Annotated in this window: 24 protein-coding genes; 13 read left to right on the top strand and 11 right to left on the bottom strand. The window is 68.0% G+C overall.

The genetic code is table 11. From position 1 onward, the window contains the following. Positions 1 to 58 precede the first annotated feature (58 nt). Positions 59 to 1636 carry a fatty acid--CoA ligase gene (locus tag AC3WRI_RS21205; RefSeq protein WP_011617111.1) on the top strand — a complete coding sequence of 526 codons (1578 nt, stop codon included), beginning with the start codon at positions 59 to 61 and terminating at the stop codon, positions 1634 to 1636. A 3-nt stretch (positions 1637 to 1639) separates the two neighbouring features. Here the strand turns inward: AC3WRI_RS21205 and AC3WRI_RS21200 are convergent, their stop codons facing one another. From AC3WRI_RS21200 to AC3WRI_RS21190, 3 genes are all read right to left on the bottom strand, one after another. Beyond that, the gene (locus AC3WRI_RS21200) at positions 1640 to 2113 is read right to left on the bottom strand and encodes an RES family NAD+ phosphorylase (RefSeq protein ID WP_011617110.1); all 474 of its coding nucleotides are present in this window, start codon (positions 2111 to 2113) and stop codon (positions 1640 to 1642) included. Next, on the bottom strand, positions 2110 to 2625 hold the full coding sequence (locus tag AC3WRI_RS21195) for an Xre family toxin-antitoxin system antitoxin (RefSeq protein WP_011617109.1): 516 nt from the start codon (positions 2623 to 2625) through the stop codon (positions 2110 to 2112). Before AC3WRI_RS21195 ends, AC3WRI_RS21200 begins: the two co-directional genes overlap by 4 nt. A 97-nt stretch (positions 2626 to 2722) precedes the next feature. After that, entirely contained in the window at positions 2723 to 3688 is a 966-nt protein-coding gene (locus AC3WRI_RS21190; RefSeq protein ID WP_492294016.1) for a DNA-binding protein, read from the bottom strand. Between the two features lie 113 nt (positions 3689 to 3801). Here AC3WRI_RS21190 and AC3WRI_RS21185 point away from each other — a divergent pair, with 113 nt between their 5' ends. Together AC3WRI_RS21185 and AC3WRI_RS21180 are read left to right on the top strand one after the other, a co-directional pair. Next, on the top strand, positions 3802 to 4929 hold the full coding sequence (locus AC3WRI_RS21185; RefSeq protein WP_041688081.1) for a site-specific integrase: 1128 nt from the start codon (positions 3802 to 3804) through the stop codon (positions 4927 to 4929). A gap of 246 nt (positions 4930 to 5175) precedes the next feature. Continuing rightward, entirely contained in the window at positions 5176 to 5601 is a 426-nt protein-coding gene (locus AC3WRI_RS21180) for a hypothetical protein (protein WP_035823937.1), read from the top strand. Between the two features lie 52 nt (positions 5602 to 5653). Here AC3WRI_RS21180 and AC3WRI_RS21175 read toward each other — a convergent pair whose 3' ends face one another. The 4 genes from AC3WRI_RS21175 to cls form a co-directional block, all read right to left on the bottom strand. After that, positions 5654 to 5836, bottom strand: coding sequence for a hypothetical protein (locus tag AC3WRI_RS21175; protein WP_010809397.1), 183 nt, complete (start codon positions 5834 to 5836; stop codon positions 5654 to 5656). Positions 5837 to 5913: 77 nt separating this feature from the next. Further along, positions 5914 to 6234 (bottom strand): hypothetical protein, encoded by a 321-nt coding sequence (locus tag AC3WRI_RS21170; protein WP_492294014.1) that lies wholly within the window; start codon positions 6232 to 6234, stop codon positions 5914 to 5916. Positions 6235 to 6549: 315 nt separating this feature from the next. Beyond that, the gene (locus tag AC3WRI_RS21165; RefSeq protein ID WP_010809399.1) at positions 6550 to 7194 is read right to left on the bottom strand and encodes a TetR/AcrR family transcriptional regulator; all 645 of its coding nucleotides are present in this window, start codon (positions 7192 to 7194) and stop codon (positions 6550 to 6552) included. Between the two features lie 129 nt (positions 7195 to 7323). Continuing rightward, positions 7324 to 8760, bottom strand: coding sequence for a cardiolipin synthase (gene cls / locus AC3WRI_RS21160; RefSeq protein ID WP_010809400.1), 1437 nt, complete (start codon positions 8758 to 8760; stop codon positions 7324 to 7326). Between the two features lie 434 nt (positions 8761 to 9194). Here cls and AC3WRI_RS21155 point away from each other — a divergent pair, with 434 nt between their 5' ends. Then, positions 9195 to 9950 carry a response regulator transcription factor gene (locus AC3WRI_RS21155; protein WP_439672699.1) on the top strand — a complete coding sequence of 252 codons (756 nt, stop codon included), beginning with the start codon at positions 9195 to 9197 and terminating at the stop codon, positions 9948 to 9950. Here AC3WRI_RS21155 and AC3WRI_RS21150 read toward each other — a convergent pair. After that, positions 9947 to 11794 carry a phosphodiesterase gene (locus AC3WRI_RS21150; RefSeq protein WP_492294013.1) on the bottom strand — a complete coding sequence of 616 codons (1848 nt, stop codon included), beginning with the start codon at positions 11792 to 11794 and terminating at the stop codon, positions 9947 to 9949. The genes AC3WRI_RS21155 and AC3WRI_RS21150 overlap by 4 nt on opposite strands. Positions 11795 to 12024: 230 nt before the next feature. Here AC3WRI_RS21150 and AC3WRI_RS21145 point away from each other — a divergent pair, with 230 nt between their 5' ends. The 3 genes from AC3WRI_RS21145 to AC3WRI_RS21135 all read left to right on the top strand — a co-directional run bounded on the left by AC3WRI_RS21145 (position 12025) and on the right by AC3WRI_RS21135 (position 14933). Then, positions 12025 to 13653 carry a methyl-accepting chemotaxis protein gene (locus tag AC3WRI_RS21145; protein WP_058697091.1) on the top strand — a complete coding sequence of 543 codons (1629 nt, stop codon included), beginning with the start codon at positions 12025 to 12027 and terminating at the stop codon, positions 13651 to 13653. Positions 13654 to 13844: 191 nt separating this feature from the next. Continuing rightward, positions 13845 to 14441, top strand: a complete 597-nt coding sequence (locus AC3WRI_RS21140; RefSeq protein ID WP_058697090.1) for an HAD domain-containing protein — start codon at positions 13845 to 13847, stop codon at positions 14439 to 14441. Between the two features lie 123 nt (positions 14442 to 14564). Continuing rightward, a complete protein-coding gene (locus AC3WRI_RS21135; protein WP_492294011.1) occupies positions 14565 to 14933 on the top strand; it encodes a 5-carboxymethyl-2-hydroxymuconate Delta-isomerase in 369 nt (122 codons plus the stop codon). A 225-nt stretch (positions 14934 to 15158) separates the two neighbouring features. Here AC3WRI_RS21135 and AC3WRI_RS21130 read toward each other — a convergent pair whose 3' ends face one another. Continuing rightward, positions 15159 to 16145 (bottom strand): alpha/beta hydrolase fold domain-containing protein, encoded by a 987-nt coding sequence (locus AC3WRI_RS21130; protein ID WP_011617102.1) that lies wholly within the window; start codon positions 16143 to 16145, stop codon positions 15159 to 15161. Between the two features lie 130 nt (positions 16146 to 16275). Then, complete coding sequence (locus AC3WRI_RS21125; protein WP_010809407.1) at positions 16276 to 16734, bottom strand: HU family DNA-binding protein; 459 nt, start codon at positions 16732 to 16734, stop codon at positions 16276 to 16278. A gap of 349 nt (positions 16735 to 17083) precedes the next feature. Between AC3WRI_RS21125 and AC3WRI_RS21120 the strand changes: the two genes are divergently transcribed. Genes AC3WRI_RS21120 through AC3WRI_RS21110 form a run of 3 tightly spaced genes read left to right on the top strand, consistent with a single transcriptional unit; the run spans position 17084 to position 19466 of the window. Next, the gene (locus tag AC3WRI_RS21120; protein WP_010809408.1) at positions 17084 to 17434 is read left to right on the top strand and encodes a PepSY domain-containing protein; all 351 of its coding nucleotides are present in this window, start codon (positions 17084 to 17086) and stop codon (positions 17432 to 17434) included. Between the two features lie 16 nt (positions 17435 to 17450). Then, a complete protein-coding gene (locus tag AC3WRI_RS21115; protein WP_011617100.1) occupies positions 17451 to 18125 on the top strand; it encodes a response regulator transcription factor in 675 nt (224 codons plus the stop codon). Continuing rightward, positions 18126 to 19466, top strand: a complete 1341-nt coding sequence (locus AC3WRI_RS21110; RefSeq protein ID WP_011617099.1) for a sensor histidine kinase — start codon at positions 18126 to 18128, stop codon at positions 19464 to 19466. Here AC3WRI_RS21110 and AC3WRI_RS21105 read toward each other — a convergent pair whose 3' ends face one another. After that, positions 19467 to 19964 carry an Mpo1 family 2-hydroxy fatty acid dioxygenase gene (locus tag AC3WRI_RS21105; protein ID WP_492294009.1) on the bottom strand — a complete coding sequence of 166 codons (498 nt, stop codon included), beginning with the start codon at positions 19962 to 19964 and terminating at the stop codon, positions 19467 to 19469. Between the two features lie 215 nt (positions 19965 to 20179). Between AC3WRI_RS21105 and AC3WRI_RS21100 the strand changes: the two genes are divergently transcribed. From AC3WRI_RS21100 to AC3WRI_RS21090, 3 genes are all read left to right on the top strand, one after another. After that, positions 20180 to 20932 (top strand): Crp/Fnr family transcriptional regulator, encoded by a 753-nt coding sequence (locus AC3WRI_RS21100; RefSeq protein WP_010809412.1) that lies wholly within the window; start codon positions 20180 to 20182, stop codon positions 20930 to 20932. Between the two features lie 27 nt (positions 20933 to 20959). Next, positions 20960 to 21826 carry an arylamine N-acetyltransferase family protein gene (locus AC3WRI_RS21095; protein ID WP_011617097.1) on the top strand — a complete coding sequence of 289 codons (867 nt, stop codon included), beginning with the start codon at positions 20960 to 20962 and terminating at the stop codon, positions 21824 to 21826. A gap of 205 nt (positions 21827 to 22031) precedes the next feature. Continuing rightward, the gene (locus AC3WRI_RS21090) at positions 22032 to 22796 is read left to right on the top strand and encodes an SDR family oxidoreductase (RefSeq protein ID WP_011617096.1); all 765 of its coding nucleotides are present in this window, start codon (positions 22032 to 22034) and stop codon (positions 22794 to 22796) included. Positions 22797 to 22833 lie beyond the last annotated feature (37 nt).

Below are 22833 nucleotides of genomic sequence, written 5' to 3'. Positions count from 1 at the left end.
GCTTACAAGACAACAACCGCCTGCCGACGCGCCGGCGGACCACGACCGGAGTACAACCTTGACCCGCGGCATCACCCTTGGCGACACCCTCTCCTGGCCCGCGCGCTACCTGCCGCGCAAGACCGCGCTGGTCAGCGGCATCGGTGCCGGGCGACGCGCGTGGACGTATGCGGAGCTCGATGCCGAGGTCAACCGCCACGCGCACGCACTGCAGTCGCTGGGGATCGGCAAGGGCGACGTGGTCGCGGCCTTCCTCTACAACACTCCGGCCTTCGTCTTCACGCTGCTGGCCACGGCGCGCATCGGCGCGGTCTACAACCCGGTCAACTACCGCCTGGCTGCGCAGGAACTGGCCTACATCCTGAACGATGGCGGCGCCAAGGCAGTGCTGTTCGAGCAGGAAGGCGCGGGCGTGGTGGAAAAGGCCGCCGAACTGGCGCCCGGCACCGCGCTGCGCATCTACGCAGACCCCGATGCCGCCCCCGCTTTCGCCACGCATCGGCTCGATACGCTGGCCGCGGCCCAGCCCGCCACGCCGCCCGCGGTGACGGTCCATGAGGACGATCCCTGCATCCTGATGTACACCAGCGGCACCACCGGCCGCCCCAAGGGCGTGGTGCACACCCATCGCAGCAAGCTGCAGCACAACGCGATGATGCACCAGGCCATGACGCTGTCGCGCGAGGACGTGGGCCTGTCGGTGGCGCCGCTGAACCATACCGCCGAGCTGCACACCAGCTTCCTGCCGCGGCTGCAGCTTGGCGCCACGCAGGTGCTGCAGCGCCGCTTCGACGCGGGCGAGGCCTGGCAACTGGTGGAAAGCGAGCGCGTCACGCACTTCTTTGCCGCGCCGACCATGGTGGGCATGCTGCTGAACCATCCGGATGCCGACGCACGCGACGTGTCTTCACTGCGGCTGGTGGAATACGGCGGCGCGTCGATGGCGCCGCACCTGATCCGCGAATGGGACCGCAAGGTCGGCGCCGGGCTGGTGCAGGTGTACGGCACCACGGAAATGGGCCCGTGCATGTCGGTGCTTTACCCGCATGAGCAGCTGAGCCACGCCGGCTCGGCAGGCCTGCCCGCGCTCGGCCATGAGCTGGTGGTGGCCAGGCTGCGCGACGACGGCGAGCCGACCGACCCCATGCAGCCGTGCGTGCCCGGTGAAGTCGGCGAAGTGCTGGTGCGTGGCCCCTGCATGATGCAGGGCTACCTGAACCGCCCGGATGCCAATGCGCGCGCGCTCGCGCACGGCTGGTACCACACCGGCGACCTCGGCAGCCTGGATGCGGACGGCTACCTGTGGATCCGCGATCGCATCGACTACATGATCAATTCCGGCGCGGAGAACGTCTATCCGCGCGAGGTGGAAGACGCGCTGATCGAGCACCCGGCCGTGCTGGAGGTAGCCGTGCTGGGCGAACCCGATCCGACCTGGGGCCAGGTCGTCGGCGCCTATGTGGTGACGCGCGGCGACGGACCGGTCAGCGCGGCGCAGCTCGACGCCTTCCTGTTGCAGGGTGACCGGCTGGCAGCCTACAAGCGCCCGCGCCGCTATCACTTCGTGGACGCATTGCCCAAGACCACCAGCGGCAAGATCCAGAAGCACATGCTGCGCGCGGGCGCCACGGCCTGAGCCTCAGACCAGGCGCGCGTCGTACTGCCAGCGGCGGACCTTGACGTAAGCCAGCCGCGCGGCGTCGGGGTGCGCCGGGTTGACCAGCACGTTGTGCTCTTCAGGGATGACGATGGAAGGCACCAGCAGCAAGGCGCTGGTGCCCCCGGCGGTCCAGGCTTCGCCGGTGTCGAGGCTGGTCTTTCCGGCGGGAATGGCATCCCAGCCTACGGGGGCGGTGTCGACGCTCAGTTTCTGCGCAGCCGCCCATAGCTCGTCGGGGATGTCGATCCGGACCAGGTAGCGGTTCAGCGGCAGCCCGCCTGAACCCAGGTGGACCAGCGTTTCCAGGCAAGCCAGCGCGATGCTGGACGCCGCATAAATCAAGGGCGTGCCCTGCCGGTTCCAGCGCCCGCCGGTGGCCTTGGCGCCGGCGCCGCTGGCGTCGTCGGCGGTGTAGTCTGGGGTGTCGGTCGCGATCCGCCAGGCTGGCCTCACGCGTACGCCCCGCTCTGCATCCTGGCCACCAGGTCGGAAACGATACGCTGGCCGGCGAGCGTATCCATCAGCTCAGCGGGGCGGCGCCCGCCCAGCGCCGGCGAAGGCTGCTCCAGCCACTGCGCCACCCACTGCGCCGCGCTGAAACCGCGCGGATCGCCCGAGCTTTCCACCAGCGCCTGGACCTGCCCGACCAGCCGCGCCATGCCCAGCACACGCTCGCTCTGCTCGCTCGACAGGTTCTGGTGCGCCCGTGCCTTGCGGTCCACGGTGGCGCGGGGCAAGTCCAGTGTCTTGATCAGCTGCTCCTTGGTGGTGCCCATGGATTCGGCCAGGCGGTTCAGGTCTGAAGCCGGCACACCTTCACGAATCGCGCGGATGATCGACATGGCGCCTTGCGTCGACAGGCTGGCCTCATAGACGGCGACGTAGTTGTTGACGCCCAGCTCGGGCGGAGCCGGGCGTTCATGAGCCAGCGGATAGCGGCCTTTGGGAGTGAGCATGAGCGGCATGGCAGACCTCATCAAATGAGCATTCAGTATAGCTCATTTGACAAAATCCACCTGGGCACCCGCCATGTATCCCTGAGTTGCCGCCGCGGCAGGTGCACTATACGCCTCGCGTACGCCGCCGACTGCCCTTGCCGGCGGCCAGCGCAGCGCGGGCCGGCCGTGTGCGGCGGACTGCCGGGCTACCGGGGCCGGTGGTGGCCGTGGTTGCGGCATCCGCCTGGTTGCGATACTCGGCCAGCAGGCTTTCCCGCTGCCGCACACGTTCTTCCAGCACGGCGAGCGCCTGGCCAAGGCGGGTCATCTCGCTGCCCTGGCGCGACGCGGCCTCGGCAGCACGCGTCAGCCGCTCAACGGCCGCCTTGCGCTCGGCTTCCAGCAGCTTCTGGCCCTCCCTGGCCGCCACGCGCGCGGCGTCCAGCTCCAGCGCCATGCGGCGCTCATTGGCGGCGGCGCGCTGGGTCACGGTTTCCCGCTCCTGGTCCCACGCCGCCCGCTGCGCGGCGAAATCCTGCTGCATGGCGTTGTGTGCCAACAGCGCCGCGGCCGACTCTGCGCGCATTGTCTCCGCCTGTTGCTGCAGGGCGGTGGCTGCAGCTTCAGCGCGCACGGCACGCTCCGTAGCGTCGTCGCGGGCCCGTGTCAGTTCCGCCATGGCCGTCTCGGCCCCTTCCAGGCGAGCCTGCATGACCTGGCGTTCCTGCGCCAGCGCTTGGCGCTCCTGCTCCAGTGCCGCCCGGGCCTCGGCCAGTGCCGCCTCACGCTGCACCAGCGCGGCCTCGGCCGAAGCCTTGGCTACCTGCAGCGCAGCATCCCACAAATAGCGCGCTGCCTCCGTGACTGGCTCCGGGCATCCGGGTGCGGGCGCAAAGGCCTGTGGATCCTGGATACGTCCACCCAGTGCCGCGAACCAGGCATCCAGGTGCGGGCTGACCGTATTGGGAGAGCCCCGCCCCAGGTGCAGGCGGATGCGTTCGATGGTGGGCCGCTGGCCGGCCTTGAGCAGGCTGTCGGCGGCCTGCCAGACGTCGTCCCGGGTAATGCCACGGCTGCGAAGGGTTTCCATGATGGGATCCGGCAAAAAGTCTGTGAGAGGACAAATAAGGTTCGATAATGGAGACTTATCGGCTTTTATCTGTCCTTTTCATATGATATATTACAGCATACATCATATTTAATATGATAAAAATCCGAGAAGCCCACGAAGCCTACTTTCCACCGATTGCATCCGATGTCGAACTACCGGCGCCGCTTCGCCCGTCCGAACTGGATCCCCTTGCCGAGCAAGCGGCCAATGCCTTGCGCCGCGAAGGCGAATCCCAAAACACGGTGGCAAGCTACCGGTCCGCACTGCGCTACTGGTCTGCCTGGTATGCCCTGCGCTACCGGCAACCTGTGCAGCTCCCGCTCGCGCCTGCCGTCGTCATCCAGTTCATCGTCGACCACGCCACGCGACAGACGCCGCAAGGTCCTGTCTGCGAGATGCCCGCGGCCATCGACCAGGCGCTGGTCGCTGACGGATACAAGGCACGACCCGGCCCGCCCGCGCTGTCCACGCTGACGCACCGGCTGGCGGTACTGGCCAAGGCCCATCGCCTGCAGGCCTTGCCCAACCCTTGCGCCGAAGCTGCGGTGCGCGAACTGATGGCCGGCATCCGGCGCGCCTATGCGCGCCGCGGACAGCGCCAGGCGCGCAAGGCGGCGCTGACCCGCGATCCGCTGCTGCGCCTGCTCGATACCTGTGATGACTCGCTGCGCGGCCTGCGCGACCGCGCGCTGCTGCTGTTTGCATGGGCCAGTGGCGGGCGCCGCCGCTCTGAAGTCGCGCGCGCGACCCTCGGCCACCTCACCCGGCTTGGCCCCGGTGATTTCGTCTATGCACTGGGCTGGTCCAAGACCAACCAGTCAGGCAACGAGCGCGCCGATACCGCCAAGCCCGTCACCGGTGCCGCCGGCCAGGCGCTGGAGGCATGGCTTGCTGCCGCCGGCATCAACAGCGGGCCGCTGTTTCGCCGCATCCGCCGCGGCGGGCATGTGGGAGAAGGTTTGTCCGATGCGGCGGTCAGCCGCATCGTCAAGACGCGCTGCGCATTGGCGGGACTGGAGGGCGACTACTCAGCGCATTCACTGCGCTCGGGCTTCGTTACCGAGGCTGCTGCGCAACAGGTGCCGCTGGCCGAGACCATGGCCATGACCGGCCACGCAAGCGTGTCGACGGTTGTACGTTACTTCCGCGCCGCGGACGCGCGGCGCTCGCGTGCTGCCGACCTGCTGGCGCAAGCGTCGCAATCCGCCGAAGGCGACTGAGGGCGGCTTGCAACTGGCGCCAATCATGCCGCGCAGCCGGCGCAAATACGGGTATTTCGCTAGCTGGCAGCGCTGGCTCGGGCTGCAGGGCGTGCCTATACTGGCAGCGCGCCGCACAGTGCCAGGCATGGCCGGCCGCGCCCGGAGAATCCAGCAGGCAATCGCCACTGGCACGATGTGCAGCGGCGACCCATGGGATGCAATTGCGCACCGCCTGCCTGGACCGGAACAAGTAGAAACGCGGAGATGGGGATGCCCAACGAACAATTCCTCGCCACCCAGGAAACCCGGCGCTCGGGGCTGAAAGCCCTGCGGGCTGCCTTGCTGCAGGTTCACAAGGAAGTCATCGGCTATGACAGAACCCAGTATGAGCGCCTGAACGGCCCGATTCCTGCAGGCCTGTTTGTGCAACTGGTGACTGAAGACAACTACTTCCGCTGGCTTGACCCGCTGTCGCGCCTGATCATCGAGATCGACGAAGAGCTGGAGGCCAAGGAACACCACGACGAAACCTGCCGTGCAGTCGGACGCGCAGCGGAAAGACTGTTCAGCGACGGTTCTGACCCGGCCTTTCGCAAGCGTTACCAGGAAGCCCTGCAGGACGAGTCCGGCGTCATCGTGGCGCACGGACGGCTGATGTCGGTGATCGGGCAGCTGCGCCAGTTGCCATAGCACGCCGGATCGCGCGGGGCGCGTTGCGCGCGCCGCGGCATAGCCTGTCCGCCTACTTCGCCGGTTTCGGTTCCGGCGTGGGTTTGCGCGGCGCATGGGTATCGACTGCCACCGGGTCGCTCGCCGGGAATGTCTCTTTCAGCCCCTCGTCCAGTTCGCGCTCGATCAGTTCATCCTTGCGCTGTTGTTCACGGGAGGCTGGCGTCTGGTGCTTCTGCGTTGCGGGCTTGGTCATGGCGATGGGGCTCCGTTGGCATCCATGAGCCGATGGTAATCCCGTGCAGGCCGCATTGCCATCACGGCGACGCAGGCTCATCGCCCCCTGCCGCCGCGCCCGCCCCCATGCCAGCCACCGTGCCCACGGCCACCACCGCCATGCCAGTGATGCCCGCCATGCCTGCCGTAGCTGCCGCCATGGATATAGGTAAAGCTGCCGTAGAAACCACCGTAGCCCGGCCAAGGACGGTAGTACGGGTAGTACGCCGGCGCCGGGTAACCGTCATAGTAGGCAGAGGAAACCGGATAAGCCGGATAAGCCGGATAAGCAGGGTAGTAAGAGTCGCCAGCATAGGGATAGGCGACGCAGCCAGCCAGCACTGCCACGCAGAGGGCCGCTCCCAATCCATATCGCATGATCCGCTCCTCACCGTGGCGCCGGCGTTCGGCTGCCTGACAGCAAGTTAGACTGTTCTGCAGGCCGCGCAATTCCTCGAAATGCGGACGCGCCCCGATAGCGCGCGGCAATCGACCTGCGTAGATCGAGACAGTTCAGGGCGATATTTAAGAAATGTCCGATATTCAGCTGAGAAGCAACGGAATACAGTCCTCTTGCACCCGGCCCGCGGGTGCCCCGACAGAGCCAGGTTGACCCCCTTCCTGGTTCCTTACACTGCCACGATGGTTTCTGGCCATCGTGGCATTTTTTTCGCCGTGATCCTGCTGCAGGCGCTAGAGGCCCTTCTCGACCATGTCGAGCAGGCGCTGCCCGAGGATCTCTGCCTGCTCCTTGGCGCGACTGCGCAGCGGGCCGTCGATCAGCAGGACGGCCAGGCCATGCACGGCCGACCACGCCAGGTACTCCGCACCCGGCCGGCGCTCGGGCGGCAGCACGCCGGCTTCCACCAGCTTGTCCAGCGCCGCACCCAGCAGCTGGAACGGATTGAGACCGCTGTTGCCTGCCTTGGCCGGATCTGCATCATCTTCCACTTCATCCGGCACCGAAAACGCGGTGCGGAACAGTCCGGTCTCGGCCAGCGCAAAGCGCAGGTAGCCGGTGCCGACCGCACGCAGGCAGGCACGCGCATGCGCGGCGGCTCCACGGCCCGGGCGCAGCCCGCCGATTTCACCCTCCATAGCAATGGCAAGCGACGACAAGGCCGAGGCCCGCACTGCCTGCAGCAGGTCCTGCCGGCTGGCGAAGTGCCGGTACGCGGCATTGGGCACCACGCCGGCACGGCGTGTGGCCTCGCGCAGCACGATGGCGTCGGGGCCACCCTCGCGTGCCAGGTCGATGCCTGCGTCCAGCAGCGCGCGGCGCAGGTCGCCGTGGCGGTAGGTGGCGCGCGCCGGAGGCGCGGGGACAGCCCGGGTCATGCGGCTCCCCTTGAATATGGATAACGGTTCATGATGTGCATACGCTTATAGTGAACAGTGTACACAATCAGGCCGCAACAAGTCTGTTGCATTGAGAATTGCAGGAACCAGCGGACCGGAACGCGGGCTTCAGAGGATGGGCGCAAACAGCTTGGCGACGTGCATCGCCACGCGCAGCGGCGCCGGCGCATCGAGGAACTCGTTCAGCCCGACGCGCCGGGCCTGGGCGAAGTCGGCTTCGAGCATGGTGGCCACGCTCGCGGCAAAGCCCTTGTCGGCAGTCATCACCATCAGCTCGAAGTTGAGCCGGAACGAGCGGTTGTCCAGGTTGGCGGTGCCGACCGCCGCGGCTTCGTCGTCGATCAGGATGACCTTCTGGTGCAGGAAGCCGGGCTGGTAGCGATACAGCTTGATGCCCGCGGACACGGCCTGGTACGCATAGATAGTGGAGGCGGCATAGACCACCAGGTGATCGGGCCGCGCCGGAATCAGGATGCGCACATCCACGCCGCGCAGCACGGCCAGCCGCAGCACCGCAAACACCGCCTCGTCGGGCACGAAATACGGCGACGTGATCCACAGCCGGTGGCGCGCCGCCTGGATGGCCTCGACAAAGAACAGCGAACAGGTCTCCTGCGCGTCGGCAGGGCCTGACGGCACCACCTGGCAGGTCATGCGCCCGCCCGCTTCTGGCGGCGGCATCAGCAGGTGCGGCACCTCGCGCGCGGCCCAGAACCAGTCTTCGGCAAAGGCCATCTGCAGGTCCAGCACGGCGCTGCCGCGCAGTGCAATATGGGTGTCGCGCCACGGCGCCAGTGGCGGGCGTTCGCCCAGGTATTCGACGCCGACGTTGTGGCCACCGACAAAGGCCTCGCTGCCATCGACGATCACCAGCTTGCGATGGTTGCGAAAATTGAGCTGGAACCGGTTGACAAAGCCGCGGTGCGTGGAGAATGCCCGCGCATCGACGCCGGCCTCGGCCAGCGTGCGCACGTAGCGGCGCGGCAGCGCGTGGCAGCCGATGCGATCGAACAGGAAGTACACCTTGACGCCGGCCCGCGCGCGCTCGCACAGCAGCGCCTGCAGGCGCTGGCCCAGCGCATCGTCATGCACGATGAAGAACTGCACGATCAGCACCTGGCTGGCCCGCGCGATCGCGGCAAAGATCGCCTCGAAGGTCTGCTCGCCGTTGACCAGCAAGCGCACGTCATTGTTGGCCAGGCACGGCATGCCGGTCAGCCGGGGTAGCGCACGCATGCAGGCCTGCGCCGGCGCATGGACCACGCAGGCGCTGCGCGCCTCGCGCTCGCGCGGGGTCATGCCGTGGCGCAGCTCGCGCAGGTGGTCGTCATTGAAGCGCCGGGCGTCGACGTAGCCGGCGAAGGTGCTGCGCCCGAAGATCAGGTAGGGCACCAGCGTGAAGTACGGCATCATCAGCAGCGACCCCGCCCACGCGATCGCGCCGGGCGCGGTGCGCACCGTCATGACGGCATGCAGGGCAGCCACCACGCCGACGACGTGAAAGCACAGGACGATGATGGCGATGACACTCGGGCTCTGCAGCATCGGTGGGCTTGAGTCCCCGGACCGGAACGCGATGCGCGCTATTTTGGCACACCCTGCCCGAATGTTGACAGCACGGCGCCCATAGTGCCCGCGCGCTGCCTTCTTTTTTGGCACGCCGACAGCATCACGGTGCCAGGCCGCAGTCCGGCCACTGCGCCCTGGCTTGTCCACAGGAGCTGTGGACAACTTTGCATATCGCCATCGGCCCCGCCGACAAACGCTCCGTCACGCTACCAACGCGAGCACCATCAAAAAAAACAGCAGAAATTTCAGAAATGTCCGATTGTCCTGTGGACCACACTTTTTGTACGCTTGCTGCATGCGAACGGTAGTGCTGCGCGCGCGCCTGGTGCCTGCCTTCGTTCCATCGCTGTCCGGCTCCAGCCCTGCCGCGGTCCGGCCGTCCCTGCCACGGCTCTCGTATTTCGCCATCGATGAATATTGCGCTGCTCATGGGCAAGTCGCCCCAACTCCGGCCGGTGCCGGAACTGCTGGCACGTTCCGGTTATCGTTGCAACGTGTTTGAAACGGGCCGCGACCTGATCCACGGTGTCAGCCAGGTACCGTTCGACATGCTGCTGATCGATGATGAACTGCCAGACCTGCCGGCCATCGACGTTATCCGTGCCGTGCGCTGTGCGCGCTCACGCGATGTGCCCATCATCATGCTTGCGGCCGACAGCAGTGAAGACGGCCTCATCGATGCACTCGACGCCGGCGCTGATGACTACGTGTGCCGCCCGCTCAATGTGCGAGTGCTCATGGCACGCATCACGGCGCTGCGCCGCCGGGTGACCGGCGAGCGCCTGCGCCAGGGCCTGGTAGTGCGCGTCGGCCCCTACCAGCTCAACAGCGTGGGCCGCTTTGCCACGCTGCACGACGAGCGCATCGAAATGACGCCGAAGGAATTCGACCTGGCCATGCTGTTGTTTTCCAATGTCGGCAGGGTCCTGTCCAGCGACCGCATCCAGCAGGCGGTGTGGCGGCATGAACTGGCGCCGCTGTCGCGGGCACTGGCGGGACTGATGTCGCGCCTGCGCAAGACCCTGCGCATCGGCATCGCCAACGGCATCGTCATCACTGTCGTCTACGCGCACGGCTACCGGCTCGACGTACTGGAAGGGGGCGCAGCGCCCAGGCTGCCCGCGGCGGACCGCCGGCTCACCAGACGCAGGCAGCCGGACCGCTAGACCGACAGCGTCGCGGCCAGCGACAGGAAATCCAGCACGGCCATGCCGGTTGCCGAGCGCTTGGCCTCGCGCTTGGCCGCCGCCGCGGCGGCGCCGATATGCTGGCTGCCCAGCCGCTGCAGGCCCGCCACGCCCTCGCCGCTCACGCACACCACGCCAACCGCCATCGACACTGGCGCAAAAAAGACCGGCCGCCCGTGGCGGTCTTCGCCATGCATGCCGCCGGCGTTGCGATCGGCGGGCGAATACATGGCGCGCGCCGCGTCGTTGAAGCGCCGGATCGCAGCTTGCAGGCGCGCGGCCCAGTCGCTGCTCTGGTACAGCACCAGGAAGTCGTCGCCGCCCACATGGCCGAGAAAATCGCGTGCGGGATCACAGGCCTCGGCCAGGATGGCGGCCGCGCCCTTGAGCATTTCATCGCCCTTCCAGTAGCCATATTTGTCGTTGAAGGGCTTGAAGTGGTTCAGGTCGACATAGCAGGCGCGGAACTCGCTGGCGGCTTCGATCAGGCGCTCGATATGCTGGTTCAGCGGGATATTGCCGGGCAGGAAGGTCAGCGGATTGGCGTAGCGCGCCGCCTCCATGCGCACTTCGGTGATGGCCCGGATCAGATCAGCGCCGGTGCCCAGGCCGATATAGCGGCCCTGTTCGGTAATCACGAAACCATCGGCAAGCGAGCGCGTGTTCTCGCCGGACAGGATCTGCGCCATCTCCTCCAGGCTGGCGCGATGGTCAAAGCAGGCCGGCTCGCGGTTGGCCATGGCGATGCAGGCCTTCTTGCCATACAGCTCGCGATGGAATGGCGCCGCGTAGCGGTCGATGAAAGCCTGGCGGCTGATGATCGCCAGCGGCCGGCCTTCGTCATTGACGACGGCCACGGCCTGCAGGTCGGGCTGGTCCTGGAAGACGCGCAGCACCGCATCGTTGCTGGTGGCAGGCGACACCGTCGGCGCAGGCCGCAGCAGGCGCCCGGCGGTGATGCCCGACCAGCCTGAGCGCACCATTTGCGGAAACACGGCGATATGCCGCGAAGCCAACGCCTGGTGCACGTGCTGCGGCGCCTGCGCGGCCGGCCGCAACAAGGGCCGGCCCACGTAGTAGCCCTGGGCGCCGGCCACGCCCAGGTCGCGGATCACGGCGAGCTCGTCTTCGTCCTCGACGCCTTCGGCGATCACGCGCCCGCCAAAGGCGCTCATCACGCGCAGCAGCGCGCGCAGGATCTCCAGCCGCCGCGAACAGGACGCAATGCCCCGCACCAGCGATTTGTCGATCTTGACGAACTGCGGCGACAGGTGCGCAAGCAGGTCGAGGTTGGCATGCCCGGTGCCGAAATCATCCAGCGCGTACTGCATGCCAAGCTCGCGCAGCACCGCCATCGCCTGGGCAAAGCTGGCAGCATCGCCGATCGGGGTCTGTTCGGTGATTTCGATCACCAGGCGCGACGGCGCAATACCGGCCTCCAGCAGCGCCGCCATCAGCCGCCCGCGCTCGGCCAGCAGGTGCCGCAACGTCATGGGGCTGAAATTGAGGAACAGCTTGCCGGGCAGGTCCAGGCTGCGCCAGGCGGCCAGCGCGGTGCGCGCCGCGTGGATCTCCAGCGCCATGGTCGCGGCAACGCCCTGCGCCAGCCGGAACAACGCGTCCGGGCTCGCCCAGGGCGAGCCCGCCGGCCCCCGGATCAGCGCCTCGTAGCCGAGGATCTCGGCATTGTCCGCCTGCACGATCGGCTGGAATACCGCATGCAGCGGCGGCAGCCGCGCATGCGCAAGTGTTGCGGCGATGGGGGTACCAGATGCGACAGGTGCGCGGTCGAGCAAAGGCGTGGCGGCAGGCAGGCCTGTCATGGTGGGAAATCCGGGGATGGGGCAAGAGGGCGAGCGACATTGCATGACATGGATATGACAGCGTGATGACAAAAATCCTCATTCCATGTCACGCCGGCGTCACGTTGATGATCGACCATCCGTGCGCCGCCTGCGACCGTCCCGGACAGAGGACAGCGCGCGCGGCAATTCGGGTCAAGCCCGGGCCGTGCATCCTTCAGGAGCCAGCACGCCCGTTTGGAGTCTTCTCCGTGGTGCAAGTCATCAAGACACACCTGCCCGGCCGCAGCCGGGCAGCTGCCCCCGCGCGGCTGTTCGCGCGGCTTTCCGCACGACTGGGCCGCCTGCCGCTGGTGGCACGCCTGTGCGCTGCCTTTGCCCTGGTGTACCTGTTCGGTGCCGCGGTCGGGTTGACCGGGATCGCCAACCTGGTCTCGATCAAGGCGCGCACCGACACCCTGTACCAGCACGACATGCACGGTGCCATCTCGGCCGAGCGCGCGCAGTCGGCACTGGCCACCCTCGGCCGTGCCCAGCTGGCGTTGACCATGGCCACCAGCAGCACCGAGCGCGACGATGCCGCCGCCGACGTCGCGCTCGGCCTGTCGCAGCTCGATGCTGCGCTGGCCGGCGTACGCCAGGCCGCCGCAGCACAGGCCGCGCCGCTGCTGCGCGAACGCCAGCGCACCGGCGAGCTGGTGCAGGCCTACGTGGCGCTGCTGCGCAAGCAGCCGCTGGACTCGCTGCAATTCGACAGCGCGGTCTCGGTCGACGGCCACTTCGTTACTGAACAGCTGCAATCCCTCAGCCGGCAGGTGGAAGCCGTGCGCCAGCAGCAGGAACAAAAGGCCGCCGCCACTGTGGCCAGCGTGGCGGCCAGCCAGCTGCGCGCGCAGGCATGGATGGCCGCCCTGCTCGGCGCCAGCCTGCTGGCGGCCGCCGCGCTGGCGTGGATCGCTGCGCGCAGCCTGCGTGCCGAACTTGGCGGCGAGCCGCGCGACGCCGCCGAGATCGCTCGCCGCATAGCCGCCGGCGACCTGACCGCCACCATTGCCCTGCGCCCGTCGGACCACAGCAGCATGCTGCACCACGTGGCCCGCATGCGCGACCAGCTTGCCGGCGTACTGGCCCGTATCCAGGCCAGCGCCCAGGAGATCACCGCGGCCGGCCAGCAGATCGCCGAAGACAACCACGCCTTGTCGGCGCGCACCCAGCGGCAGGCCAGCGCGCTCGATGCCACCACCGGCAGCATGCAGGCACTGGCAGCACGCGTGGCCGACGCGCACGCCCAGGCCACCGAATCGAGCCAGATGGCCAGCCAGGCACGCGCCGCCACCGATGCCGGCGCTGCCGTGGTGCAGCAGATGCGCGGCGCGATGGATACGCTGCACGGCCACTCGCGCCATATCGCCGAGATCGTCGGCGTGATCCAGGGGATCGCCTTCCAGACCAATATACTGGCGCTGAATGCCGCGGTGGAAGCGGCCCGCGCCGGCCCCGCCGGCCGCGGCTTCGCGGTGGTCGCGCAAGAAGTGCGCGCGCTGGCCCAGCGCAGCGCCGATGCGGCGCGCGAGATCGACGGCATCGTCAGCACCGCTACACACGAGATCGAGCAAGGCGCGCGCCTGAGCGCCAGCGTGGTGGCGGCGATGGACCGCATCGCGGCTACCGTCGGGCACAGCCATGCGCTGGCCGAGGCCTTGCGCACGCTTGCCGACGAGCAGGCCGGCAGCGTGCAGGCCGCCGGGCAATCCGTATCGCAGCTGCGCCAGACCGCCCAGCAGAACGCGGCGCTGGTCGATGAGCTGGCCAGCCAGGCAGCCCGGCTGGACCAGCACGCAGCGGCACTGGCCGACGATGTGGCCCGCTTCCGCTTCTAGTGCGTGTCATCTTTGTAACGGGCAGATGTGTCTGGGCGAAACATTTGTCATGGCGACGTAACCGGCATTTACGTCTACCCCGATAAAGTTACAGATCTGTTTCAACTGAACCCGCGCCGGTTACGTGTCAGCCTGCCCGTGGCGAGTAATCTTGGTTCACACCAACTGAACTGTCACCCGCACAGGAAACCATGGCTGAACGACTCATCATGCTGGACGTACCCGGCGTCCTGTATTCCGACCGCTCCCGCACCCGCCTCGGCGGCATTCCGGATTCGGGCACGCTGCGCGACGTCCGGTTCTTTGATCCTGTCGCGCTGGGGTTCGTACGCAGGTTGTTCGGCGTGGCCGGCGCCCGCGTGGTGGTGTCCGACGCCTGGCGCCGCGGCACGCCCGCGGCAATCCTGCAGCAGCTGGACCTGCAGGTCGAAGCCATGACCCCGCCGGCCGCAGGCGGCCATGGTGCGGAGATCGAAGCTTATTTCGCCCAGGGCGCCAAGCCGGTTCACTACGTGATCATTTCCTGCGCCGCCCCGGAGTCGATGCCCGAGGCCTTGCGCGAGCATCTCGTCACCGTTGACCCGGCTGCCGGGCTGACCCTGGAGAACTTCCAGCAGGCGCTCGGCATCCTGGGCGTGGCCTGCCCGTCCACGGTGATGCCTGCACCGAAACTGGATGCCGGCCTGAAGGCCAAGCTGGCCCAGCTGCAGCAGCTCGCCCGGGAAAATCCGGCCCGCTTTGGCGGCGCACTGGCACCGGCACGCGAGCGCACGCCCGTCCCCGCCTGATCCGCACCAGCAGCACATCCCGACGGGGCGCCATAAAGCGCCCCGTTTGCATTGGTGCGCCCGCCACGCGCCCCCGATCCCGTATCATGCTCGGTTTCACCGGAACACAGTCAGGACGCCGCCATGCCTCACCTCGTCATCGAACTCACCGAAAACACCCGCCTGAACTGCTCGCAGGAAGAGTTGCTGGATGAAGCCAATGCCGCCCTGCTGGCCTCCGGACAGTTCCAGGAGGCGGACATCAAGTCGCGCTGCGTCACGCTGTCGACTTACCGCCAGGGCGTGGACGCGGTCGAGCGGGCCTTTGTCCACGCGCGCCTGTCGATCCTGGACGGCCGCGACACCGCCGTGCGCCAGGCGCTGGCGCAGACCGTCTGCGACGTGATCGCCGAAGCCGTGCGCGCCGGCTCCGGCACCGGCCAGGACGTGCAGGTGTCGGTAGAGGTCTGCGAGATGGCGCGGGCAACCTATGCCAAGCAGGTGGTGGCCTGAGTTTGCGGACCGGATGGTGGCCGCCAAATAAAAAACCCGCAGCCATTGCGGCCGCGGGCGGAAGCTTCAGGAAGACTCCGGAAGCCCTGTCATGGGGAGCGCCCCCGCACCCATGACCTGACCGATTCTAGGGGGGCGCCCGTCCTGTACATTTGACGCAGGTTAAACTTGCTCCAGTCGGATCCGGTTGCGGCCAGCCTGGCGTGAATCACCGGGCGGCCGGCATCAACCCGGGTCGGTCACCTCCTGCGGGGCAACGGCAGTGCGCACAGGCGCCAGCCCGTCCCTACCCTCCGTGCCGTGCGCGTCGTCGGCAAGCACTGACCGCACAATCTCGGCAAACGCCGCGTCCGCTTCCGGCATCGGCAGCAGCATCCAGACATGGAACATTCCCTCGCCCTCGTGATACCGAAGCGGCAGGCCCTGCTCGTCGGCCATCTGGCGGAACTTCCTGCAGTCGGGCAGCAGGATGTCATGGGTGCCGATAAACAACGTGGTGGGCGGCAACCCGCGCAACACGCCGTGCATGGGACTGACCTGCGGCAGGGTGACCGGATCCGCGCCGGCATAGACGCGCCCGCATTCAATGCCCCCGGGGCGTGACAGCATCGGGTCGAACGGCTCCAGGGCATCGATGCCGGGATTGTCGCCGGTGGCATCCAGGAACGGCGACAGCAACACCAGCCGCCGCGGCAGCGGCTGGCCGCTGTCGCGCAGCACCTGTGCCAGCGCCAGTGCCATGCCGCCGCCAGCGGAATCGCCCATGACGGTCAGGTCTGCGCCCGGATGGCGCTGCTGCAGCACCTGCCACAGCGGCACCATGGCCGCGAACACGTCGCGGTGGGTATGTTCAGGCGCCAGCGGATAGACCGGCACCGTCACCGCGCAGCCAAGCGCGTCCACCAGCTTGCCGATGAAATCCCAGTGCTGGCTGACGATGTCGAAGACATAGCCGCCGCCGTGCAGGTAAAGGATATGGCGGGATTTACCGTGCGCAGGCCCGCCCCTGGGCCGCACGGTGTAGACCTCCATTCCGGCGATCCGCTCCTCGCTGACCGCATGCCGCGCACGCAGGCGCCGGGACGGATAGGCGCGTCCGACGATACGGCGCCGCCGGATTTCATCATGGAGCGCCTGGGCGCTGGCAAACCGCCGCTTGCGGCGGACCAGGCGCAAGGCAAGCCGCCACAGCTGGCTTTGCAGACTTGGCATCGTGTCTCCTCCCGCGCCGGTCTGTCGCCGGCGGCTGAAAATGCAGGAACGCGCGGCACGTATTGCGCTCGCGCATAAAAAAAAGGAGCCGGCAAGCGGCTCCTTTCTTGTCAGAACAACGTGGCGCAGATCAGGCTGCGGCGTCCTTCAGCTTCTTCAGCGGACGGACCTTGACCTTGACGCTGGCCGGCTTGGCCGGGAACCAACGCTCTTCACCGGTGAACGGGTCCTTGCCGAAACGCTTCTTCTTGGCCGGCACTTGCTGCGCCGTGACCTTCAGCAGGCCGGGCAGCGTGAACTCGCCAGCGCCCTTCTTGTTCAGCGCGCCGATGATGGTGGTTTCCAGGTGGGCCAGCACCGTCTTCACGGCCTTGGCTTCCAGTTGGGTCTGGGCTACCAGGTGAGCGACCAGGCTCGACTTGTTGAAGGTGTCCTTCAGCGGGCGCGCAACGGGCGCAGCGGCGGGAGCAGCCTTCTTGGCCGGCGTGGCCTTCTTGGCGGCAGCCTTCACGGGTGCCTTGGTTGCCGCGGCCTTCTTGGCAGCGGGCTTGGTTGCAGTCTTCGCGGTCGGTTTCGCTTTGGTCGCCATATCGATATTCGTAAGTTGAACAGATGGGTGTCGGCAGGTGTTTCGCATTGCTTCTCAGCGTTGCGCAATCGTCTGCTCGACGCCCACTGAATCATAGCGGAAAGTACCGTAAGTCAAGGGGTTTTCGTGCATTCGAAACGTAAAACCCCGTGAAAACCCCGGGTTTTGTCGCGGCTTTGCCTCAGTGGAAACGCGAATACGGCCTACGTACCCCCGTTTTGGCGTTCGCGGCAGGCTCTTCGGTGCCTGTGCGCGCAGCGATGCGCGTGCTGCGGCGCTACCGTTTGCTGCCTGGTCACGAGGGTTTCGTTCAGCCCGCATTCAGGCAATCTGAGGCAAACTCCGGGCCATGAAGTTCAACTTCCCGGCCCTCCTGCGCCCCGGCGTGCTGGTCGCTGCGGCGCTGCTGGCGCTGGCGGCAATGCCGGCCGCGCACGCCGACAAAGACGCCGACCGCGCCCGCGCGGCCGTGCAGTCCGGCGAAATCCTGCCGCTGTCGCGCATCCTGGAAACGGTATCGCGCCAGTACGAGGGCGACGTCATCGGCGTTGAGCTGGACCGCGACGACGGCATCTGGCAATACGAGGTCAAGCTGCTGTTGCCGGGCGGTTCGGTGGCCAAGCTCGAGTACGATGCACGCACGGCCGCCCTGCTCAAGGCGAAGGGGCGTGGGCTGGAAAACGCCCGCCGCAAACCCTGACCGACAGGAAACCCCGATGCGCATCTTGCTGGTCGAAGACGAAGCCGCCCTCGCCGCCCAGGTCCGTGCCAGCCTGGCCGAGGCCGGCTATGCCGTCGACGTGGCCGCGGACGGCCTGGATGCCTGCCACCTGGGCGAGCAGGAGCCCTACGACGCCGTCATCCTGGACCTGGGCCTGCCGCGGCTGGACGGCCTTTCGGTGCTGCGCCGCTGGCGCGCCGCGCAGGTCGGCGTGCCGGTGCTGATCCTGACCGCGCGCGACAGCTGGACCGAGAAGGTCGAAGGCATCGATGCCGGCGCCGACGACTACCTGGCCAAGCCATTCCGCATGGAAGAGCTGCTCGCGCGCATCCGCGCGCTGATCCGGCGCGCGCACGGCATGCCGGCGCCGGAGCTGCAATGCGGCCCGGTGCGGATGAATCCGCGCGCAGGCAAGGTCACCGTCGACGGCACGCCGGTGGCACTGACCTCGCATGAATTCCGCGTGCTGGACTACCTGATGCACCATCCCGGCGCCATCGTCAGCAAGACCGCGCTGACCGAGCATATCTATGCCCAGGACTTCGACCGCGACAGCAACACCATCGAGGTCTTCGTCGGGCGGCTGCGCCGCAAGCTTGGCGTGGATGTCATCGAGACCGTGCGCGGCCAGGGCTACCGCATGCGGCCGCCGTCGCCACCGCAGCCCTAGATGCCGGCCCGCCTGCGCCGATCCCTTGCGCTGCGCCTGCTGGCAGTGGCGGCGGTCTGGCTGGCAGCGGCGCTGGGCGCCAGCGGCTGGCTGCTGTCGACGCTGTTCGAGCGCCACGTCAACAACACCTATGTGCGCCAGCTCGACCACCAGTTGGCGGGCCTGGCCGCGGCGCTGGACTGGAGCGCCGACGGCAAGCTGGTCCTCACCCGTACCCCCGCCGATCCCCGCTACGAGCTGCCCTACTCCGGCACCTACTGGCAGGCGCGCGCGCCGGGCGCGCTGCTGCGCTCGCGCTCGCTGTGGGATACGGAAATGCCGGTGACGGTGGAGCGCCGCCTTGCCGGCGCCCAGGCCGACGTGCGCCCGGGCCCCGGCAACCAGTCGTTGCTGGTGGTGTCGCGGCAACTGGTGCTGCCGTCCGCGGATACCCCGGTAGAGATCTCGGTGGCACTGGACCGGACCGAGCTGCGTGCCGCGCGCCGCAGCTTCAACCGGACGCTGGCGTGGTCGCTGACGGCGCTGGGACTGGGGCTGATGCTGGCGGTTGCGGCGCAGGTGAAGTTTGGGCTGGCGCCGCTGGCGCGGCTGCGGCGCGCGCTGGGCACGATGCAGGCGCGGCGCGAGGCACGCCTGGGCGGCAACTGGCCCACCGAAGTCGAACCCCTGGTGGCCGAGATCAATGCCCTGCTGGCACGCAACACTCAGGCGCTGGAACGCTCGCGCCGGCAGGCGGCGGACCTGGCGCACGCGGTCAAGACGCCACTGGCAGTGCTCGCCAACGAGGCCGCGGCGCTGCCGGGGGCGCCGGCGCATGCCGTGGCGGCGCAGGTCGAAGCGATGCGCCGGCAGGTCGACCGCCATCTGGCACGCGCCCGCGCCGCGGGCGCCGCGGCGGCGCGCGGCCAGCGTATCGATGCCGGCGCGCCGGTGCGGGAGCTGACCCGAGCACTGGCGCGGCTGCACGCTGAGCGCGCGCTGGCGCTGACGGTTGAAGGCGCCGGGCACTTTGCCGGCGACCGGCAAGACCTGGTCGAAATACTCGGCAACCTGCTCGACAATGCCTGCCAGTGGGCGCGCACGCGCGTGCGCGTCACGCTGCAGGAAGCGGATGGCGAGCTCGAAATACTGGTCGAGGACGACGGCCCGGGCATGCCGCCGGAGGCGCAGGCACTCGCCACCGCCCGCTTTGGCCGGCTCGACGAGGCCGCTGCCGGCAGCGGGCTGGGCCTGGCGATCGTGACGGAAATCGCCGCGATGTACGACGGCAGCCTGGCGCTGGCATCGAGCCCGCTGGGCGGGCTGGCGGCGCGGCTGCGGCTGCCGGCGGGGCTGCCCTGATCAGTGCGCGCGGGCGGCCATGGCCTCGCGCGTGCCGCGTGCCAGCCCCAGCGCAAAGGCGGTTTCCGCCACCAGGAACAGCGGACCGATCAGCAGGCCGACCAGGTCGTCGACGAAGGCCGGCTTGCGCCCCTCGTAATAGTGGCCGATGAACTGGATCACCCATCCCACCACGAACAGGCCAAGGCCGATGGCAAGCCACCAGGCGGTGGGCATCGCCGCAATGTGGGCGCCGGCATAGAGGAAGAACGCCAGGATGACCGCCATCGCCACCCCGAACACCAGCGACAGGCGCAGGTAGAACAGGCACGACAGGATGTACAGCAGCATCGCCGGCGTCAGGTAGGCAGAGCCGTCGCCCAGCGGCAGCGCCGGGCGCGCCAGCAGCGTCGTCACTGCCAGCACGATCATCGGAATGCCAATGAAGTGCGTAAAGACGTTGCGCGGGTCGCGATGGTAGGCGGCGTAGTTGGCCAGGTGTTCGATCAGGGTTTCCACGGGGGTATCTCCTTGTATGCGCAGGCGTGCGCGTGCCGCGCCGCAAGGGCGGCCGGACGCTGCCGCCTGCTGCTGCGCGGCGGGCGGGATGTGGATTTATAGTAGTGGGCGCGCACAGTCTGGTCTGTCAGGTTTTTGACAGTCCGGACCGTCGCAGCGTGCCCTTGTGTGTCCCTGCTGACACCCGGCACAACCCCATATGAAAGGAGACCGGCATGGGACTGGCGAGCCCGCCGCAACGCCCTCAACCGCAACTCGCCGGCAAACTGCCCGGCACGGTGCCGCCGCGCGACGATGCGCTTGCTGCCGTACGTGCCGGCGCCTGGTTCAGCCAGTTGCCGCCCGCACTGCGCCAGGCACTGCTCGATGACGGCAGCCTGCGCCGGCTGGTGGCCGGCGAGACGCTCTTTGCCCGCGGCGACCGTTTCGACGGCCTGTATTGTGTCGCCAGCGGCACCATGCAGATCCACGCCAGCGGCGAATCGGGCAAGGCGGCGTTGCTCGGGCTGCTGGAACCCGGCACCTGGTTCGGCGAGATCTGCCTGTTCGACGGCCTGCCGCGCACCCACGACGCGCGCGCGGTCAGCGCCACGACACTGTGGCATGTGACGCGCTCCAGCCTGGAGCAGCGCCTGGCGCAGCAGCCGGCATGGTGGCAGGCCTTCGGGCAATTGCTGGCAGCCAAGACGCGCCAGGCCTTCAACTATGTCGAGGAAGCGCAGTTGCTGCCGCCGGCGGCCCGCATTGCCCGGCGCCTGGCCGCGATCGCACATGGCTACGGCAACCTGCCGCAGGTCCAGGCCACGCAGCGCGTGCGCATCCCGCAGGAGCAGCTGGCGCAGATGCTGGGCCTGTCACGCCAGACCGTGAACCACGCGCTGCGCGAACTGGAAGCGCGCGGGCTGCTGCGGCTGGAGTATGGCGGCATCGAACTGCTTGACCTGCCGGCGCTGGAAGCGCTCAACTGAACGCATCGCACCGGAGCCCCGCACACCATGATGACCCTGGACGCACCCCAACAGGATGCCTGGCTCGCGCGCCTCGGCATCGCCGCCCCGCCCTCGCCCACGCTGGAAGCGCTGGATATCGTACTGGCCGCGCACCTGGCCAGCATTCCGTTCGAAAACGTCGATCCGCTGCTGCGACGGCCAGTACGGATCGAGCTGGATGCGGTCTTCGACAAGCTCGTCGCGCGCCGTCGTGGCGGCTACTGCTTTGAACTCAATACCCTGCTTGCGGCCGGGCTGAGCGCGCTCGGCTACGTTGTGACGCCGCTGGCCGCGCGCGTGCGCTGGGGCGTTCCCGACGACGTGCCGACCGCGACCTCGCACATGCTGCTGCGGGTGGAGGTGGCGCATCGCAGCTACCTCGCCGATGTCGGCTTCGGCGGCCCCACGCCATACAGGGCGATGCCGCTGTCCGAGCCGGCCGATGACAGCTTCCCCTACCGTCTGGCGCCTTCGCCGCCGCAGACCTCCGCCACCGCGTTCCACAGCTACGACCTGGAGGCGCGCGGCGATGCCGGCTGGATCAAGGTCTACCGCTTCGACCTGACACCGCAGCCGTGGATCGATTTCGTGCCGCGCAACTGGTATGTATCGACGCACCCTGACAGCGTATTCCTGCAGCGGCTGATGGCCGCGCGCACCGACGGCGGCACCCGCGTGACGCTGGCCGACGGCGAGCTGGCCGAGCGCGCAGCTGACGGCACCGTGCGCCGAACCCGGCTGGCCTCGCCCGAGGCCGTGGTGCAGGCCTTGTCGGATCGCTTTGGCGTGCTGCTGGACGATGAGCTGCGGCGTGGCCTGGCCGACGCCCTGCCAGCGCTGCTGGCGCCCGCAACGGCATCCTCTGGCACCTGAGGCGCCATTATTCTGCTATGCAGCATGCCTGCCATGCACGGCGCGCATTGCCCGCAGAAAGAATCCTGATATGGCCGGCGCACGGCACCCGGGCCTGTGGACTGGGGCCAGCGGCGCCACCATAATGTCCCGGCGATGCTGCCTGCGGGCGCGTCGCCAGGACAAAGCCGGCCCCTGACGCCGGCGCAGCCATACAGGAGACTCCATGTCATTGTTTGATCTGACGGGCAAGGTTGCCATCGTCACCGGCTCCTCGCGCGGGATTGGCCGCGCCATCGCCGAGCAGATGGCCGTCCAGGGCGCCAAGGTGGTCATTTCTTCGCGCAAGATCGAGGCCTGCCAGGAAGTGGTGGATGCCATCAACGCCCGCCACGGCGCCGGCACCGCGATCGCGGTCCCTGCCAATATTTCTTCAAAGGACGACCTGCAGCGCCTGGTCGACGAGACCAACCGCGCCTTCGGCAAGATCGACGTGCTGGTCTGCAATGCCGCGTCCAACCCGTACTACGGGCCCATGAGCGGCGTGTCGGACGACCAGTTCCGCAAGGTGCTGGACAACAACGTCATCTCCAACCACTGGCTGATCCAGATGGTGGCCCCGCAGATGATCGACCGCAAGGACGGCTCGATCATCATCGTGTCGTCGATCGGCGGCCTGCGCGGCTCGCCCACCATCGGCGTGTACAACATCTCCAAGGCCGCCGACTTCCAGCTGGCGCGCAACCTCGCCGTAGAGTTCGGGCCGCACAACGTGCGCGTGAACTGCATCGCGCCGGGGCTGATCAAGACCGACTTTGCGCGCGCGCTGTGGGAAGATCCCGAGCGCTACAAGCAGTCCACCCAGGGCGCGCCGCTGCGCCGCATCGGCGAACCCGTCGAGATTGCCGGGGCGGCGGTCTACCTGGCGTCGGCGGCCAGCACCTTCATGACCGGCCAGGCGCTGGTCGTGGACGGCGGCGTGACCATCTGAGCGTCTGACCCCAGCGTTGCGGGGGGGGGGGGGGGGG

It is taken from the genome of Cupriavidus sp. FW305-27, assembly GCF_058787995.1.
The sequence above is the reverse complement of the archived record's forward strand: the minus strand, read 5'-3'. Positions and strand labels throughout refer to the sequence as shown.